Annotated in this window: 10 protein-coding genes; 6 read left to right on the top strand and 4 right to left on the bottom strand. The window is 72.4% G+C overall.

Annotated features, from left to right (window positions below):
* The 3 genes from FH608_RS17690 (at position 1) to FH608_RS17680 (ending at position 6,193) form a co-directional block, all read left to right on the top strand.
* On the top strand, positions 1-1,296 hold the full coding sequence (locus FH608_RS17690) for an ABC transporter substrate-binding protein (RefSeq protein WP_226899643.1): 1,296 nt from the start codon (positions 1-3) through the stop codon (positions 1,294-1,296).
* Positions 1,296-3,092, top strand: coding sequence for a pectinesterase family protein (locus FH608_RS17685; RefSeq protein ID WP_139631631.1), 1,797 nt, complete (start codon positions 1,296-1,298; stop codon positions 3,090-3,092). Before FH608_RS17690 ends, FH608_RS17685 begins: the two co-directional genes overlap by 1 nt.
* 188 nt (positions 3,093-3,280) lie before the next feature.
* Positions 3,281-6,193: a glycoside hydrolase family 2 TIM barrel-domain containing protein gene (locus FH608_RS17680; protein WP_139631630.1), complete on the top strand. Its 2,913-nt coding sequence runs from the start codon at positions 3,281-3,283 to the stop codon at positions 6,191-6,193.
* A gap of 184 nt (positions 6,194-6,377) precedes the next feature.
* Here the strand turns inward: FH608_RS17680 and FH608_RS17675 are convergent, their stop codons facing one another.
* On the bottom strand, positions 6,378-6,833 hold the full coding sequence (locus FH608_RS17675; RefSeq protein WP_139631629.1) for a hypothetical protein: 456 nt from the start codon (positions 6,831-6,833) through the stop codon (positions 6,378-6,380).
* Positions 6,834-7,051: 218 nt separating this feature from the next.
* On the opposite strand from FH608_RS17675, the gene FH608_RS17670 reads away from it, so the two are divergent.
* Positions 7,052-10,330: a WD40 repeat domain-containing serine/threonine protein kinase gene (locus FH608_RS17670; protein ID WP_139631628.1), complete on the top strand. Its 3,279-nt coding sequence runs from the start codon at positions 7,052-7,054 to the stop codon at positions 10,328-10,330.
* Positions 10,331-10,371: 41 nt separating this feature from the next.
* Here FH608_RS17670 and FH608_RS17665 read toward each other — a convergent pair whose 3' ends face one another.
* Both FH608_RS17665 and FH608_RS17660 read right to left on the bottom strand, forming a co-directional pair.
* The gene (locus FH608_RS17665; protein ID WP_139631627.1) at positions 10,372-11,391 is read right to left on the bottom strand and encodes an LCP family protein; all 1,020 of its coding nucleotides are present in this window, start codon (positions 11,389-11,391) and stop codon (positions 10,372-10,374) included.
* A gap of 38 nt (positions 11,392-11,429) precedes the next feature.
* Complete coding sequence (locus FH608_RS17660) at positions 11,430-12,542, bottom strand: D-glucuronyl C5-epimerase family protein (protein WP_139631626.1); 1,113 nt, start codon at positions 12,540-12,542, stop codon at positions 11,430-11,432.
* An 89-nt stretch (positions 12,543-12,631) separates the two neighbouring features.
* On the opposite strand from FH608_RS17660, the gene FH608_RS17655 reads away from it, so the two are divergent.
* Both FH608_RS17655 and FH608_RS17650 read left to right on the top strand, forming a co-directional pair.
* Positions 12,632-15,322, top strand: coding sequence for a methyltransferase domain-containing protein (locus tag FH608_RS17655; protein ID WP_139631625.1), 2,691 nt, complete (start codon positions 12,632-12,634; stop codon positions 15,320-15,322).
* On the top strand, positions 15,319-16,359 hold the full coding sequence (locus tag FH608_RS17650; RefSeq protein WP_139631624.1) for a glycosyltransferase family 4 protein: 1,041 nt from the start codon (positions 15,319-15,321) through the stop codon (positions 16,357-16,359). The genes FH608_RS17655 and FH608_RS17650 overlap by 4 nt, the downstream gene beginning before the upstream one ends.
* On the opposite strand, the gene FH608_RS17645 is transcribed toward FH608_RS17650, so the two are convergent.
* Positions 16,326-17,558, bottom strand: a complete 1,233-nt coding sequence (locus FH608_RS17645; RefSeq protein WP_193318473.1) for a polysaccharide deacetylase family protein — start codon at positions 17,556-17,558, stop codon at positions 16,326-16,328. The two genes, FH608_RS17650 and FH608_RS17645, sit on opposite strands and share 34 nt — an antisense overlap.
* Between the last annotated feature and the right edge of the window lie 61 nt (positions 17,559-17,619).

The following is a 17,619-nucleotide window of genomic DNA, read 5'->3' as shown; positions in this document are numbered from 1 at the left end:
ATGAGACGACATGGGCCGATGGCCGCGGTCGTGCTGGCCGCGGCCGTCCTGGCCGGGTGCGGCTCGGACGCGGGCTCGGGAGGCAAGACCGAGATCACCTTCTGGGACACCAACGCCGGCCCCGCGCGCACGCCGGTCTGGCAGCACGCGATCGCCGAGTTCGAGAAGGCCAACCCGACCATCAAGGTCAACTACGTGGGCGTGCCGATCGCGCAGTCGGCGCAGAAGATCGACACGGCCATCGCCGGCGGCGGCGTGCCGGACGTGGCCGACGTCTCCACCTCGGGGCTCGCCAACCTCGTCGCCCAGAAGGCGCTGGAACCGGTGGACGAGCGCATCGCCAGGAACCCCGCGCTGAACGGCAAGTTCAACGAGGCGCTGCTGACCACGGTCAAGAACGTCGTCCCCGACGGCAAGATGTACATCTATCCCACCTCCACCAACGCCGGCGCGTTCTGGTACCGCAAGGACTGGTTCAAGGACGCCGGGCTGGAGCCGCCCAAGACCTGGAGCGAGTTCTTCGCCACGGTCGACAAGCTGACCAAGCCCGGTGAGAACCGGTTCGGCTTCACCATCCGCGGCGGCTCCGGCTCCATCGCGCAGATGCTGGAGGTCGTCTACGGCCAGTCCGGCGTCACCGAGTTCTTCGACGCCGCCGGCAAGGCCACGCTCAACGACCCGCGCAACGTGACGGCCCTGGAGAAGTACGCCGGGCTGTACAAGAAGAACACCCCCGAGGGCGACCTGCAGAACGACTACGTCAAGATGGTCGCCCAGTTCGACACCGCCGGCAGCATCGCCATCATGCAGCACAACCTGGGCTCCTACCAGGACCACATGAAGGCGCTCGGCCCCGGCAAGGTCGCCTCCTTCTCCGTGCCCAGGTCCGACTCCGGCACCCAGTCCGTGCTGTCGAACCCGGTCGGCGGCGTCGGCGTCTTCTCCGCCGGCGAGAACAAGGAGGCCGCGTTCAAGCTGGCCGAGTTCTTCGCCTCGAAGGACATGGACGGCTACATCTCCAAGGAGACCGGCGTCATCCCGGCCAACACCGACGTGACGGACAAGATGCCCGACCACATCGTCGAGGCGCAGCGGGTGCTGAACGATCCCGCGACCAAGGTGGTGCAGATGCCGTACCACCTGCCGGAGTTCAACGAGATCACCAAGACGTGGGCCGAGCCGCAGTTCCAGAAGGTGCTGCTGGGCCAGTTGAGCGCCAAGGACTTCCTTGACCAGTTCGCGGCCAAGCTGACCGAGGCCCAGGCCGGCTACAAGCAGCGCAACGGAGGCTCGTGATGAGAGTCAATGCCCTGGTCGCCCTGCTCCTGGCGGGAGCGGCCGTCGCGGCCGTCCCCTCCCCCGCCGCGGCGGCGACCCGGTGGAGCGAGAAGGCGGACGGGTTCGCCGGGCTGAGCGCGCTCGGCGTGGACGGCACCACCGGCGGCGCGGCCGGGGAGACCGTGACCGTGGACAACCTGGCCGATCTGGAGAAGTACGCCACGGCCGCGGAGCCGTACGTGATCAAGGTCAAGGGCTCGATCACGATGGACCCGTACGGCGAGGAGATCGAGGTCGCCTCCGACAAGAGCATCGTCGGCGACGGCGCGGGCGCCGAGCTCGTGCACGGCGGGTTCTTCCTCAACGGCGTGCACAACGTCATCATCCGCAACCTGACGATCCGCGACACCTACGTCGCCGGCGACTGGGACGGCAAGAGCAAGGACTACGACGGTATCCAGATGGACACCGCCCACCACGTCTGGATCGACCACAACCGCTTCACCCGCACCGGGGACGGCCTGCTCGACATCCGCAAGGACAGCGACTACGTCACCGTCTCCTGGAACGTCTTCGCCGACCACAACAAGGCCGTCGGCGTCGGCTGGACCCCCAACGTGGTCACCAAGGTCACCTTCCACCACAACTGGATCCACGGCACCCACCAGCGCAACGCCAGCATCGACAACACCGAGGCCGCGCACTGGTACAACAACTACGTCCAGGACACCGCCCTCTACGGCACCATGATGCGCGGCAGCGGCCGGCTGGTCGTCGAGAACAGCTACTACCAGGACGTGCCCGACCCGATCGTGGCCAAGGACCAGACGTCGCAGATCGTGCAGCGGGGCAACATCTTCAAGAACACCTACGGCCGCGTCGACAGCGCGGGCACCGCGTTCGACCCGTCCTCCTACTACAGCTACAGGCTCGACCCCACGGCGCTGGTGCCCGCCATCGTGACCAGGGGTGCGGGGCCGGAGGGCAAGGAGGCGCCCGCGCCGCGCGACATCACCGTGGCGCTCGACGGCACCGGCGACTACGGCAGCCTCCAGGCGGCCATCGGCGCGGCCCGGCGCGGCGCGACGATCACCGTCAAGCCCGGCACCTACCACGAGATGCCGCGCGTCTGGCCGAGTGCCGAGGATGTGACGATCAAGGGCTCCACGGGGAACCCCGAGGACGTCGTGGTGGCGTACGAACTGGGTGCGCAGAGCGCGAAGTTCTACGGCGTCACGTGGGGTGACGCCCAGAGCGCCACCGTCAACGTGCTCGCCGACGGCGTCACGTTCAAGGACCTCACGCTCCGGAACACCTACGACGAGTCGCTCGCCCCCGGCCCCGCCGCCGCCGTGCGCACGACCGGTGACCGCGCCGCCTTCGAGAACGTGCGGCTGCTCGGCAACTCGGGCGTCGTCCAGGCCGACGGCCGCCGCTCCTACCTGCGCGACTGCTACGTGGAGGGCGACGCCGACATCGTCCGCGGCCCGGGCACGACCGTCCTGGACCGGTGCGCGGTCAAGTCACTCGGCCCCGGCGCCGTGACCGCGGGCGGCTCCGTCCTCGTCGCCGGCAGCCGGCTGGAGGGCTCCCCCGCCGGGTCCGTCTCCCTGGGGCGGTCCGGCGAGGTCGTGGTCCGCGACTCCTGGCTGGGCGACCAGATCAAGGCCGCACCGTGGGAGGGCGAGGGCCGCTTCGCCGAGTACCGCAACACCGGCCCCGGCGCGGCCGTCACTGCGGACCGGCCGCAGCTCACCGACCGGCAGGCGCGCCACTACACGGTGCGGGCCTTCCTGCGCGGCTGGAACCCGTGATCCCGCCGCCTACGGGGGCTGGATCCGCGTCTCCGCTTTCGCAAGCCCTGGGGTAGTTGCATAGAAACCGGTGTCGGTTCAAGCTCGTGATCCGGACAGCCGCGATCAGCGGGGGCTCCACCGCGCCGCCACAGCGGGGTGGACGCCTAGACTCCGTACTCGTTGCCGGAAGCGCTATCTAAGGACACATGTTGACCGACTACCTGACCGCGTACCGCCCGGGGGACGGCCGGCGGGCTCCCCGTGCCGCCTTCGACTCCGACGGCGCTCGCCTCAGCCTCAACGGCCGCTGGCGCTTCCGCCTGTCCCCCACGGCCGAGGGGCAGCCCGTCGACGCCGACTTCTCGTCGTGGGACGAGCTGCCCGTCCCGTCGATGTGGCAGCTGCAGGGGTACGGCGTGCCCGCCTACACCAATGTGAACTATCCCTTCCCGGTCGAGCCGCCGTACGTGCCGGACGACAATCCCACCGGCGACTACCGGCTGGAGTTCGAGGCGCCGTTCGAGCGGGGGGTGCTGCGGTTCGAGGGCGTCGACTCCTGCTTCAAGGTGTGGCTGAACGGCGAGGAGCTGGGCTGGTCCACGGGGAGCCGGCTGCCGTCGGAGTTCGACGTGAGCCTGCGGCCCGGGCGCAACGTGCTCGCCGTGCGGGTGCACCAGTGGTCGGCCGCCAGCTACCTGGAAGACCAGGACATGTGGTGGTTGTCCGGGATATTTCGTGATGTGACGTTGTTGGCGACGCCTGTCGTGAACGACTTCTTCGTCCATGCCGATTACGACCACCGGACCGGCAACGGCACGCTGGCGGTCGAGACCGGCGCGCCCGGCGCCACGCTGAGCGTGCCCGAGCTGGGGCTGTCCGGCGTCCCCGCGGCCGGCCCGTACACCCTGCCCGTGGAACCGTGGTCGGCGGAGCTGCCCCGCCTGTACGACGCGGAGCTGAGTGCCGGCGGCGAGAGCGTGCGCTTCAGGATCGGCTTCAGGACCGTGGCCGTCGAGGACGGCGTGATCAAGGTCAACGGCCGGCGCGTGCTCTTCCGTGGCGTCAACCGCCACGAGTTCCACCCCGAGACCGGCAGGACGCTCGACGAGGCCACGATGCGCGCCGACATCGAGCTGATGAAGCGGCACAACGTCAACGCCGTGCGCACCAGCCACTACCCGCCCCACCCCCGCTTCCTGGAGCTGTGCGACGAGTACGGCCTGTGGGTGATCGACGAGTGCGACCTGGAGACCCACGGCTTCCACCCGGTCGGCTGGCGCGGCAACCCGAGCGCCGACGCGCGCTGGCGCGAGCCGTACCTCGACCGGATGGCCCGCATGGTCGAGCGCGACAAGAACCACGCGAGCGTCGTCATCTGGTCGCTCGGCAACGAGTCGGGGACGGGTTCCAAGGAGCCGGGCGGGACCGACAACCTGCGGGCGATGGCCGAGTGGGCGCGCGAGCGCGACCCCTCGCGGCCCCTGCACTACGAGGGTGACTGGGACAGCGGCTACGTCGACATGTACAGCCGCATGTACGCCGGGGTCGAGGAGGTCGACGCGATCGGGCGGCGCGAGGAGAAGCCGCTCGACGACCCGGCCCTGGACGAGCACCGGCGCGGCCTGCCGTTCGTCCTGTGCGAGTACGCGCACGCGATGGGCAACGGGCCCGGGGGGCTGTCGGAGTACCAGGAGCTGTTCTACCGGCACGAACGCTGCCAGGGCGGCTTCGTCTGGGAGTGGATCGACCACGGGTTCTCCCACGAGCGGTACGGCTGGGCCTACGGCGGCGACTACGGCGAGGAGCTGCACGACGGCAACTTCGTCACCGACGGGCTGGTGTTCCCCGACCGCACGCCGTCGCCGGGGCTGGTGGAGTTCAAGAAGGTCATCGAGCCGGTCCGCGTCACCGTGTCGCCGGAGTCGGTGACGGTGACGAACCTGCACGACTTCCGCGACCTGTCCCACCTGTCGTTCTCCTGGGCGGTGGAGGAGGAGGGCCGCGAGGTCGCCTCGGGCGTGCTGGACGTGCCGGAGACCGGTCCGGACGCCTCCGTCACGCTCCCGCTGCCCGCGCTGCCGGAGACGGCCGCCGAGACGTGGCTGACCGTGCGCGCCGCCCTCGCCGCCGGCCAGCCCTGGGCCCCGGCGGGCCACGAGATCGCCTGGGGCCAGTGCCAGGTCCGCTCCGCCACCGCCGCGCCGGGAGCGTCCGCGGGCGCGACAGCCGGCGAGTCCGCGGAGGCGTCCGCCGCCACGGCCGGGAGCGGGCCCGCGAAGGCGTCCACCGTAGCGGTCGCCGGCACGTCCGAAGGAGCTTCCGCCGGCGGGGAGCTGGCGGTCGGGCCCGGCGTGTTCGACGCGGCGACAGGACGGCCGCTGCGGATCGGCGGCGTGCCCGTCGAGGACGTCCGGCTGGACCTGTGGCGCGCGCCCACAGACAACGACCTGCGCGGCTGGCCGACCCAGGTCGCCACCGAGTGGCGGCGGGCCGGGCTGGACCGGCTGCACCACCGCCTGCTCGGCGTCGACCGGACCGCCGGGGAGCTGGTGGTCCGGTCGAGGGTGGCCGCCGCCGCGCAGGACCGCGCCATGCTGGCCACGTACCGCTGGTCGGCCACCGGTGACGGCGGCCTCGCGCTCACGCTCACGACCGAGCCCGAGGGCGAGTGGGGCTTCCCGATCCCCCGGCTCGGGATCCGCGCGACGCTGCCCGCGTCCGTGGACACCGTCGAGTGGTACGGCCTCGGCCCCGGTGAGGCGTACTCCGACAGCGTCCAGGCCGCCAGGGTCGGCAGGTACGCAATGTCCGTGGACGACCTGCAGACGCCGTACGTCTTCCCCCAGGAGAACGGCCACCGGCCGGGCGTGCGCTGGGCCGAGCTGGGCGGGCTGCGGGTGGAGGGCCTGTTCGGGCTGACGGTGCGCCGCTGGACCAGCGAGGACCTGGACGCGGCCCGCCACCTGACCGACCTCGTCCCGCGCGAGGCGGTCTACGTCAACCTCGACCTGGCGCAGCAGGGACTCGGCACGGCCTCCTGCGGCCCCGGCGTGCTCCCCCGCTACGACCTGCCCGCCGAGCCCGCCACGTTCTCCCTGACGTTCCGGAGCGCTGTCTGATGTTCCGGAGCGCTCCCTGACGTTCCGGAGCGCTCCCTGACGTTCCGACGCGTCAGTAACTCCACCGCCTGAGCACGATCCGGTAGGGGGCGCGGTCCGCCGAATCGCGGGCCGCGCCCCTTCCCCTGCCGGTCCTCATGCGCCTCAGCCGGACATCAGGTGGGTCCCGTGGCCACGCGAAAGGTCACAACTGGGTGAAGCTGGCCCCCGCCATGGCGGCGCGGGCGCCCAGCACGTGGCCGCCGCACATCCTCGTCTCCGTGCCGCCCGGGTCGACCACCTTCCACGCCACCCGCTCGCGGCACGGCTGGCCGAGCCGGTCATAGCTCCAGCTGCGCTCGCACACCCGGCACGTGGCGACACCGGCGCTGGAGCGGAGCGTGTTGCCGTGCTCGGGGCAGACGCCCCACCCGATGCCGCACACCTGATCACGCAGGGCCTCCAGCCGCTCCAGCTCGGCGGCGGCCCGCTCCAGGTCCTCGACGCCCCTGGCCAGCCAGTCAGCCGCGTGCCGCGCCGCCCTGATGTGCTCGTGCTCGGCCGAGCCGCTGGGGGCGCCGCCGCAGACCTCCCTGACCTCGGCGGTGAGCGCTTCGGCGCGGCTCACGAGGTCGCGCATACGCGCGGCGGTGACGCTCATGCGGTCTCCCTCTCCACAGGTTCCGTCTCATGGGCCGCCGCAGGCCGCGGCCGGGGCTGATCGCGTCTCGGAACCCGCCGATCACCAGCGTAGTCGGTGATCGGCGGGGGTGCGGGGGGCGGCGGACGCGTCACCGGCGGGGAGCCGCCGTCTCTGCCCCCGTGGACGGTGTGGCCCTATGATCGAGTCACCTGCCCTCGCCCCCGCCCAGGAGTCCTGTGCCGGAGATCAAGCCCCTCAAGCCCGGAGATCCCAGGTCCGTCGACCGCTACCGGATCACGGGCCGCATCGGCGAGGGTGGCCAGGGAACGGTCTTCCTCGGGATCGACGAGCACGACGAGCGTGTGGCGATCAAAATCATGACGTCCGTCGACGCCTCCGACGTCGAGTCCAGGCTGCGGTTCCAGCGGGAGATCGAGGTGGCGTCCAAGGTCGCCTCCTTCTGCACGGTGCGCGTGCTCGGCCACGGGATGACCGACGACCGCCTCTACATGGTCAGCGAGTACATCCCGGGCGAATCACTCCAGCAGCACGTCCGCACCAGGGGGCCGCTGGAGCCGTCGGCGCTGACCCGGCTCGCCGTCAACACCTCCACGGCGCTGGTGTCGATCCACAACGCCGGGATCGTGCACCGCGACTTCAAGCCCAGCAACGTCCTGCTCGGCCCGGACGGCCCGTACGTGATCGACTTCGGGGTGGCGCGCTCGTTCGGCGACCAGACCGTGACCGTCACGGGGGTGCTCGGCACCCCCGCCTACATGTCGCCCGAGCAACTGGCGGGCGAGCGCGTCACGCCGGCCTCCGACCTGTTCAGCTGGGGCCTGACGATGACGTTCGCGGCGCTGGGGCGGCCCCTGTTCAGCGGCAGCACCATCGCGGCCATGGCCATCACGCTGCGCCAGGACGAGATCGACCTCAGTGGCATCACCGAGCCGCTGCGCTCGATCATCGCCTCCTGCCTGGTGCGCCGGCCGGAGTCACGGCCGACCGCGCACGAGGTGCTCAACTCCCTGATCGTGCCCTCGGCCCGCCCCGACTCCGGCGACCAGCCGCGGACGGGCGAGCGCGGTCCGCGCGTCCCCCTCGCTCCCTCCGAGCCGGGCGACCGCTCCCAGCCCGGCAGCCGGTCGCAGCAGGGCGACCGCTCGCAGCCCGGGGACCCGTCGCAGCCGGGCCACCCGTCGCAGCCGAATCCGGCGCAGCAGAGCCATCCCTCGCAGCCGTGGCGGCCCGGAGGTGACGTCGCGCCCGGCCAGCCCTGGCCGGGCCAGGCGAGCCAGCCGTGGCCGGGTCAGCACGAGGCGAGCCAGCCGTGGCCGGGCCGGCACGAACCGTCCGACCAGCAGTGGTCAGGCGAGCGCGACGCGTCCAACCCCCTGGTCGCCCCGTTCGCGCCGCCCGACGCGCCCCGCGGCGGCGTGCCGCGCCCGCGGGGGGCGATGCACCCCGGCGGCCCCGACCCGATCTCGCAGCCCACCGGCGCCGCGCCCCCGACGCTGTTCTCGCGCAGGCGGGCCGGGCGGCTCGCCGTCGCGGCGGCCCTGCTGGCGGCGCTGACCGGCGCGGGCGTGGTGCTCGTGCCCCGGCTGATCGCGGGTCCCTCGACGCCGCCGAGCGTCTCGCCGTCCCCCACCGGTTTCGGCAGCCCGGTCGGCTGGCAGCCCACCGGCCACTTCGCGGCGGTCACCGGCGTCGCCACGGCCGAGGTCGGCGGGCGCCTGATGATGGTGACCGCCAGCGAGGACGGCACCTTACGCCGGTGGGACGCGCGCACCGCGCAGCCGATCGGCGCGCCGATGCCCGGGCACGGCGACTGGGTGCGGGCGGTCGCGACCGCCACGGTCAACGGCAAGCCGGTGGCGGTCACGGGCAGCGACGACAAGACCGTACGCATGTGGGACCTCACCACCGGCCGCCCCCTCGGCAACCCCCTCACCGGCCACACCGGCGCCGTGCTGACCGTCGCCACCACCACGGTCAATGGCAAGCCGGTGGCGGTCACGGGCAGCGACGACAAGACCGTACGCATGTGGGACCTCACCACCGGCCGCCCCCTCGGCAACCCCCTCACCGGCCACACCGGCGCCGTGCTCGCCGTCGCCACCACCACGCTCGACGGCAGGCCGGTCGCGGTGAGCGCGGGCAAGGACCGCGTGCTGCGGTTCTGGGACCTGCAGACCGGCAGGCAGACGGGCACCCCCAGGGCCGGGCACACCGACTGGGTGCGGGCGCTGGCCGTCACGCCCGACGCGGTCGTCTCCGCCTCCGACGACAAGACGATCAGGATCTGGGACCTCGCGTCCGACCGGGTCAGCACGATCCGCGGCCTGCCCGACGTCGTGATCTCGCTCGCGACGATCAGCAGGGGCGGGTCCTGGACCGTGCTGGGGGCGGGCCGCGACGGCGTGATCCGCGGCTGGGACACCGCGGGCGAGCCGGTGGGCACCCCGCTCACCGGCCACGCGGGCTACGTCACGGCCGTCACGGCGGCCGCGGCGGGCGGCACACCGCTCGCGTTCTCCGGCGGCGCGGACAAGTCCGTTCGCACGTGGGACCTGTCCAGGTGGAGCGCCTCGGCGATGGCGGCGGGCAACCCCGGCCACTCCGCCGGGGTCAAGGCGGTGGCGCTGACGAGCGTGGGCGGGCGGCCGGTGGCGGTCTCGGGCGGGATGGACAAGACCGTACGGATGTGGGACCCGCTGACGGGCCGGCCGGTCGGGTCGCCGCTGCTCGGGCACACCGACCAGATCATGGCGATGGCCGCCGCGACCGTGGCGGGCGAGCCGGTGGCGGTCAGCGGCGACGCGGGCGGGGTCCTGCGCAGGTGGCGGCTCGACACGGGCGCCGCCCTGGGCAAGCCGCTCCTCGGCCACCGGGGCAGCGTCAACGCCATCACGATCATCAACGGCGTCATCGTCTCCGGCGGCGCCGACGGGCGCCTGCACCGCTGGAACGCCGCCACGGGCGCGTCCGCCGGGCCGTCCATGCCGGGGCACCGCAAGCCGATCAGGGCGCTGGCGTCCACGGTCGTCAACGGCAAGCCCGTCGCGATCTCCGCGAGCGAGGACCACGAGCTGCGGCTGTGGGACGTCACCACCGGCAAGCAGATCGGCGCCCCGCTGACCGGCCACGACGGCGTGGTCCTCGCGGTGGCCACCGCCGTGCTCGACGGCCGTCCCGTCGCGGTGTCGGCGGGCGCGGACCGTACGCTGCGCCGCTGGGACCTCATCACCGGCACGGCCATCGGCGGCCCGCTCACCGGCCACACCGACTGGGTGCGGGCGCTGGCGACGGTCGGCGACCGGGTGGTCTCGGCGGGCGACGACCGGTCGCTGCGGGTGTGGGACCTGCGCACCGGGAAGGAGCTCGGCAAGCCGATCGGCGGGCACGCCGGCCCCGTCTACGCGCTGGCGGCCGGCCGGGCGGGCGGCACGACGATCGCGGTCTCGGCGAGCACGGACTGGACGGTCCGGGCCTGGGACCTGCGCGACCAGTGACCGGCATAACCAATGGCCGGCATAACCAATGGCCGGCGTGACTAGTGGACCGTGTCCACCGCGTTGCCCGGTCCGGTGCGCTCGACGTACTCGCGGGCCCGGTCCTTCTTGATGGCCTCGCTCAGCGCGCGGGTCTTGCGGGCGTCGAGGTAGACGACGCTCTGCTCCCCCTCCATGCCGGTGCCCTTGGTGGGCATCGTGAAGTAGTCGGAGGAGTCCAGCCCCGCCAGGTCCACCAGCCGGGTGCGGAGCGTCTCCAGGCTCACGCCGTCGTCGACGGTGGTCGCCTTGGTGATGGCCCGCAGCAGCGCGTCCACCTTGACGGGGTTGGCGAGGGTGCCGGCGCTCAGCACCCGGTCGGACAGCGCCTTCAGCAGCGCCTGCTGGCGCTTGATGCGGCCGAAGTCGCCGCCGGGCAGGTTGTAGCGCTGCCGGACGAAGAGCAGGGCCTGCTCGCCGTCGAGATGGTGGCGGCCGGCCGTCCAGGTGGTGCCGGTGTTGGTGTCGCGTACGGTCTTCGCGACCTCGACGTCGACCCCGTCCACCGCGTCCACGGCCGCGGCGAACCCCTTGAAGTCGATCGCGGCGTAGTGGTCGACGCGCACGCCGGTGAGGGTCTCGATGGTCCTGATCAGCAGGGCGGGCCCGCCCCAGGAGAAGGCCGCGTTGATCTTGGCGTGGCCCCGGCCGGGGATGCTGACCCACGAGTCGCGCGGGATCGAGACGACGGCGGCGTGCTTGCGGTCCTCGGAGAGGTGGGCCAGCATGATCGTGTCGGTGCGCTGCGAGCCGGGCTGCCAGAGCTCCGCCTTGGCGTCGTCGCCCGTGGTGGCGGCCTCGGACCTGCGGTCGGTCCCGACGAGCAGCCACGTCTCGCCGAGGCCGGGCTTGGGCTGCGGGCGCTGCTTCTCCTCCTCCTTCGAGGTGGGCAGGGCCGCGGGCAGCCGGACGATGTCGCTGTCGAGGCTCGACTGGTAGATGAACAGCCCGCCGGTGCCCAGCGCCACCAAGAGCACCAGGAAGCCCAGGGAGATCAGCAGCAGGCGGCGGAAGCGGCGCATCCCTCGAAACCTCCCTGATCGATCAGTGGACTTTATAGCTAATTGCCGGGAAGCGCCTGTCCGTTGAGGTATCCGAGCCAGCGCTTCTCGATCGCGCTGTAGCGCCCGCCGGTGATCGCGTCCAGGGCGGACAGCTGGGTCACGTGCAGGGCGTGGTAGTCCCAGCGGGCGGGGTTGGGCGCCGTCGCGGGGGTGCGGGTGTAGTGCAGGAGGTCGTAGCTGGTCCGGTACGCGAGGTCGTACAGCGGCAGCATCCGGTCCAGGCTCTTGAGCCCCCGCTGGAACATCTCCTTGGCCGTCGCGTCGTTCATGAGCTCGCCCACGTCGTACACGCCGATCAGGGCGAACATGTAGCCGTTGAGGACGTGGGTCGGGGTCGGCGTCGGATATTCCTCGAACCAGTCGTAGCGGCCCTCGAAGCGGCGCAGCACGCCGCCGTCCTCCACCTTCGTGCGCAGGGGGCCGAGCGCCCGCAGCGCGGCGTCGCCGTAACGGGACTCCCTGGTCTTGTCGTACATCTTGGCCAGGAAGGCCGCGCCGATGCCCTGGGCCATGCCGGAGTACCAGCCGGCGGGCAGCTCGCCCGCCAGCCCCTCACGGTAGGAGTAGGCGAAGGGGACGGGCCAGCCGCCCTTGGTGTCCTGGTGCTCCAGCAGCCAGCGGGCCACGGTCTCCGCTTTGGTCCGGTATTTCTCGTCGTCCGTGGCGACCCACTTGCTGTAATTCTCCATGCCGTACTGCACGACTTCGACCGGATACTGGAACGTGCCGAAATCGTAGGTGCTGATCGGAATGCCGTCCGAGCCGATGGCGATGCGCCGCCAGGTGGTGACGTCCACGGTGGCGAAGTGCAGCCAGGGGCCGCGCGGATCGTGCTTGGTGACCAGGAAGGGCTGGTCCTGGGCGTACTCGGCCCGTACGACGCCGTCGGACCCCGTGGAGACGCGCAGCTCCAGGCGCTTGGCCAGCGCGTCGAGCGGCACGTACAGCTTGTCGCCGACGCGCAGGCCCGGCATGGTCTGGCTGAGGAAGCTGACGGGGGCCTGGGTCGCCTGAGGTGCGGGGGTCGTCCTGCGCGCGGCGCCGGGATCCGACGAGGTGCAGCCCATCAGGCAGCACAGTGCGACCACCAGGATGAACGACTTACGCAACACAGGCACCTTGGCTACCGCCCTTACCGGTTATTTCTGGAAATGGTAATGTCGGGCCTCCACTGATCACCCCAGGGGTCCCTGCCCACATGAACCATGATCGCGTCCATTGTGCCTATAACGGGATAGATGTCGATCCCGAGACCCAGGCGCTGACCAGGAACAGGCTGCACTGGCTCCTCGATCACCTCCCGTCGGGGCGGATCCTCGACCTGGGCTGCTCCCAGGGGACCCTGTCCGTGCTCGCCGCCCGCCGGGGCGAACGGGTGGCGGGGGTCGACATCGAGGAGGAGGCCGTCGCCTTCGCCGCGCGGCTGGCCGCCGAGCTGCCGCCCGACGTGGCCGCCAGGCTCGCCTTCCTGCGGGGGGACGGCGAGCGCCTCGGCTTCCCCGACGGCTGCTTCGACGCGGCGGTCGCCGGCGAACTGCTGGAGCACGTCAACGATCCCGGCGCGGTGCTGGGCGAGCTCCACCGGGTGCTGGCGCCCGGCGGCACGCTGCTCGTCTCCGTACCCCACGGGCTGATGCCGCACCACGACCACCGCCGTACGTTCTACCGCGCCGGGCTGCGAAGCCTGCTCGCTCCCCTCTTCGACGTCCGCGAGCTGACCGTGCTGGACCGCCACATGACCGCGGTCGCCGTACGGCGGAAGACGCCCCGGGGGACGCCCGCGTTCGTGCTCTCCCCCGAGGAGACGGACTTCCTGCGCCGCGAGGAACGCCTGGAGCAGCAGGCGCAGACCCTGCGCGACAAGCTTGAGCGGGCCAACCGCCTCTACCGCGACGTCACCGCCGTCAACGCCGAGCTGAAGGCGCGGGGCGGCGACGGCGGGGCGGCGGGACAGGACGTCCTCGACCGGCTGTCGGCGCTCCAGGAGAGCGTGAGCCTGCTGTCCGGCAGGACGAGCGCGGGAGCGGACGAGCTGGGCGCGGTGACGGAGGAGCGCGACCGGCTGCGCGCCGACCTCCGGGCGGCCGAGACCGAGATCGGGCTGCTCCGCGAGGCGGCCGGCGCGGCGGAGGACGAGCGGCAGCGGCTCCTGGAGTCGATCCGCGAGCTGAGCACCGGCCTGGCGGCGGTCCGCGACACCGCCGACGCCGTGGCGGCCCAGCGGGACGAGTTGCGCGCCGTCGTCCGCGCCCAGGCGGAGGAGCTGCGCACCGCGGGAGCCGCGCGCGACGAGGATTTGGGCACGGCCGAGGCCAGGCACGAGCAGGTCCTGCGGGGCCTGCACGCGCGCATCGCCGACCTGGAGGAGGAGGCGAGGACGGAGCGGGCGGGCCTGGAGCGGCTGCGCACGATCTACAACGGCGAGCGGCACCGGCACGACCTCACCCAGCAGCGCCTGAGCAAGCTCCTCGGCACCGAGGCCAAGGTTCGCCAGGAGAACGAGCGGCTCAAGGAGAAGCTGGAGGCGGTGACCGGCCGACTGTCGGACTACCGCGAGCAGGTCACCAGGATCCGCTCGTCGCGAGCCTGGCGCGTGCTCTCCGTCTACCGCCAGTTACGCCACCCCGGCCGGCCGGAACCGGCCCAACCGGAGCGGCGGGACGCCCTGCCGGCCCCCTCCCCCGCCCGCACGGTCGTGCCGGTCCCGGTCGCGGCCCCCGCCACCGCGCCGAAACCCGCCGCGCCCGCCCCCACCTCCCTGGAGGAGGTCAGGAGCGGGCTGCGGGAGTGGATCGAGCGGGCCAGGGACGCCGACGGCGACGAGGTGGTGCTGATGTTCTCGGGCACCACGTACGTGCAGGAGGCCCGGGGGAACAGGCCCATCCGCCTCACCCGCGTCTACCTCGGCCGCGACTGCCCGGTCTTCTTCAACTACTACCGCTGGCGCGACACCGAGCCGCTGCCCGAGCACCCCGATCCGCTGCTCTTCCAGAGCCCGATCGACATCACGCCCCGGCTGCTCGACGAGGTGCTGGGGGCCGACTACGGCGGCAAGCGCAAGCTGCTGTTCGCCTCGTTCCCGCACGAGGCGATGGTGCGGACGCTGACGCACGCCGCCTCGCACGGCTGGGTCACGATCTACGACGCCCGCGACGACTGGGAGGAGTTCAGCAAGATCGGCATGGCGAAGTGGTACCACCCCGGGTACGAGCGCTACCTGGTCGCGCACGCCGACGTGGTGACCGCGGTCTCCGCGCCGCTGGCCAGGAAGATGGAGACGCTGGGCGGGCGCTCGGTGAGCGTCAACGCCAACGCCCTCGACCCCGGCTTCCCCACCCCGTCGGCGCCGCGCCGGCCCGACGCCGCGCGGATCGGCTACTTCGGCCACCTGACCGACAAGTGGTTCGACTGGGACCTGGTGCTCCGGGCCGCGAGGACGTACCCCCACTACACCTTCGAGCTGGCCGGTCACCAGAACCCCGACCTGCGCCTGCCGGACAACGTGCGCCTGCTCGGGCTGCTCGGCCATCGGGAGCTGGCCGAGCTCAGCGCGGGCTGGGCGCTGGCGCTGATCCCGTTCAAGAACGGCGCGCTGGCCGACGCCGTGGACCCGATCAAGGTGTACGAGTACCTGCATCTCGGGCTGCCGGTCCTGACCACCTACTTCCCGCAGTGCGTGGACTATCCGGGGGTGCGCGTCACCGAGTCGGCGGCGGAGTTCGTCGCCGCCCTGCCCGAGGTCGCGGGCTCGGACCCGGACCTCGGCGAGATCCGGTCCTGGCTCGACCGCAACACGTGGGAGTGCCGGGTGGCCGCGTACTCGGAGCTGGCCGAGCAGGTCGTGCGCAAGGGCCGCGAGGGCCTGCTGACGCTGCTGGAGTGCCGATGAAGGTGGTGTTCTGCTACCGGTACGGCGTGATCGGCGGGGTGTCGACCCAGCTGCTCAACCGCTACACGCACTTCTCGGCCGAGTTCGACATCGCCGTGCTCTACGAGTCCGACCACGGCATGGTCGGCCACTTCCCGCCGGGGGTGGCCCGGGTGGCGGCCAGCGACGAGGCCCGCGAGACCGCCATCAGGGAGGCGGAGCCGGACGTCCTCGTGGTGATCGACAGCCCCAGCTTCCTGTCGGCGTGGCAGCGCGCCGACTCGCCCGGGTCGCTGATCCTCGAGGTGCACACGACCACGACCAACCTGTCGTATCTGGGCGAGCTGGCGATCCAGCCCGACCATATCGTGACCGTGAGCGAGTACATGCGCGGGAAGCTGGGGGCGCTGGGCCTGTCGCCCATCAGCGTGGTCCCCAACTGCCTGGACGAGCGCTGGTACGCCGAGACCGTCCCGCCCGCGCTCGGCTCGGCGCCGGTGGCCTGGATCGGCAAGCTCGACGGGCACAAGCGCTGGCGGGCCGCCGCCGACCTGCTCGACCGGATCGCGGGCGCGAGCCCGGGCGTCACGCCGCTGCTCGTCGGCGGGTACACCGCCCCGGCGGGCGAGGTCTCGGCGCTGACGACCAAGCTCGCCACCTCGCCCGCGCTCGGCACGGCCCGCTGGCTGCCGCGCCTGGACTACGACCGGATGCCGGCCCTCTACTCGGCCATCGCGGCGAACGGCGGGCTGACCGTCTCGACGACGACCGACGAGTCGTTCGGCATGTCGGTGGCCGAGGCGCTGGTGCGGGGCTGCCCGGTGGTCGCGCCCGCGGTGGGGGCGCTGCCGGAGATCCTGCCGGACGAGGCGCTCTACCCGCCCGGCGACTGGGCCGCCGCGGCGGACAGGGCGCTCCGGGCCCTGTCGGACCCCGGCTTCCGCGCCGCCCTGCTGAGCACGGCCCAGCTCGTCAGGGAGCGCACGCACACCGAGTACGCGCTGGCGGCGTTCCGCAACGTGCTTCAGCGCACCGCAAAGTCGTCGAAGGTGGCCTGACCCGGCTCGGTCAGCACCAGCCCGAAGCTGATCCCGGCGGCGCCGGCCAGGCGGGGCGTCCAGGTGGCCCGGCGCCAGGTCGAGGTGGCCGGGAAGACCGGGCCGTCGGACCAGTCCGACCACACGCCGTCGCGGGTCCGCCTGCTGAGCGTCAGGCGTACCGGGGCGGTCGCGGTGTACCAGACCGACAGGCCGCCCGCCGTGGGCGCGCACTCGCCGTCGTCCTGCCTGATCGCGAGCCTCAGCCGCGCCGGGTCTCCCCCGGTCACCTTGATGCGGCCCGCCCAGCGCCCGGTGCGCGCGTCCGCGACCCGGCCGAACGTGGCCGTCGCGGACCGCCCGTCCAGCTGCCAGCAGTCCGGGATGCCTTCCTTGCCGAAATAGTTCTCCAGCGAGGCGTTCAGCACGATCGACGGGGCCTTGACCGGCGGCACGGGCCGCGTCTCGCCGCCGATGACGTCGCCGACCGTGCGCACCGGGATCTTCTGCCCCTTCAGCCAGTCGAGGAAGGCGGTGAAGAGCGTGGGCTTGACCCCCAGCGGCCCGCAGCCGTCGCAGTAGTCGTGGAAGACGAGGATCGCCCAGCCCTTGCGCTTCTCGGCCGCGAGCACGTACTGCTGGATCTCGGGCAGCGTGGCGTTCGCGCCGACCGCCAGCGGCGTGTTGAGGTCGTACGGGTCGCCCGGCGGGGTGGTCTCCGCCGCGACGCCCGCCCGGCCCCTGGCGCTGTTGTACCCGCACTCCTCGGCCACGGCCTCGGCCGCGGCGTTCACCGCGTGGAAGGGGAAGGCGAACGACCTCGGCGTGAAGCCCATGGCCTCCAGCGCGGACCGGTCGCCGCAGATCTCCCTGCGCTGCTCGTCGTGGTGGAGGGTGGGCAGCCTGGCGTGCGTGCGGGTGTGCCCGCCGATCTCGTGCCCCGCCTGCGCCAGCCGCGCCAGCTGGGTCTGGTCGAGGTAGCCGGGGGCCTGGACGCGGGTGCTGAGGACGTAGAAGGTGCCCGCCATGCCGCGCTCGGTGAGCTCGCGCGCCATCTGCTCCTGGCGTTCGAGGCCGTCGTCGAAGGTCAGCGAGACCACGCCGCCGGCCGCGGGCGTGGCGCCCGTCTGGGAGGGGCGGGGCGACGGCGGGACGTCCTGCCCGCCGCATCCGCCGGTCAACGCCGCCACGGCGATCGCCACCATCAGCACACGACGCACTGGCCCCTCCTCCTCGCCTCGGCGCGTATTTTCGCATGCGCACCACTTGGGTGGCATGTCC

Source organism: Nonomuraea phyllanthi (genome assembly GCF_006334985.2).
In the GTDB taxonomy this organism is placed as follows: domain Bacteria; phylum Actinomycetota; class Actinomycetes; order Streptosporangiales; family Streptosporangiaceae; genus Nonomuraea; species Nonomuraea phyllanthi.
Note: the sequence above shows the minus strand (reverse complement) of the source record. Positions and strands in the feature narration are given on the sequence as shown.

Coding starts and splice junctions, on each gene's coding strand:
- FH608_RS17690 (WP_226899643.1), top strand. CDS start 1: ATGAGACGACATGGGCCGATGGCCGCGGTCGTGCTGGCCGCGGCCGTC.
- FH608_RS17685 (WP_139631631.1), top strand. CDS start 1,296: ATGAGAGTCAATGCCCTGGTCGCCCTGCTCCTGGCGGGAGCGGCCGTC.
- FH608_RS17680 (WP_139631630.1), top strand. CDS start 3,281: ATGTTGACCGACTACCTGACCGCGTACCGCCCGGGGGACGGCCGGCGG.
- FH608_RS17675 (WP_139631629.1), bottom strand. CDS start 6,833: ATGAGCGTCACCGCCGCGCGTATGCGCGACCTCGTGAGCCGCGCCGAA.
- FH608_RS17665 (WP_139631627.1), bottom strand. CDS start 11,391: ATGCGCCGCTTCCGCCGCCTGCTGCTGATCTCCCTGGGCTTCCTGGTG.
- FH608_RS17655 (WP_139631625.1), top strand. CDS start 12,632: ATGAACCATGATCGCGTCCATTGTGCCTATAACGGGATAGATGTCGAT.
- FH608_RS17650 (WP_139631624.1), top strand. CDS start 15,319: ATGAAGGTGGTGTTCTGCTACCGGTACGGCGTGATCGGCGGGGTGTCG.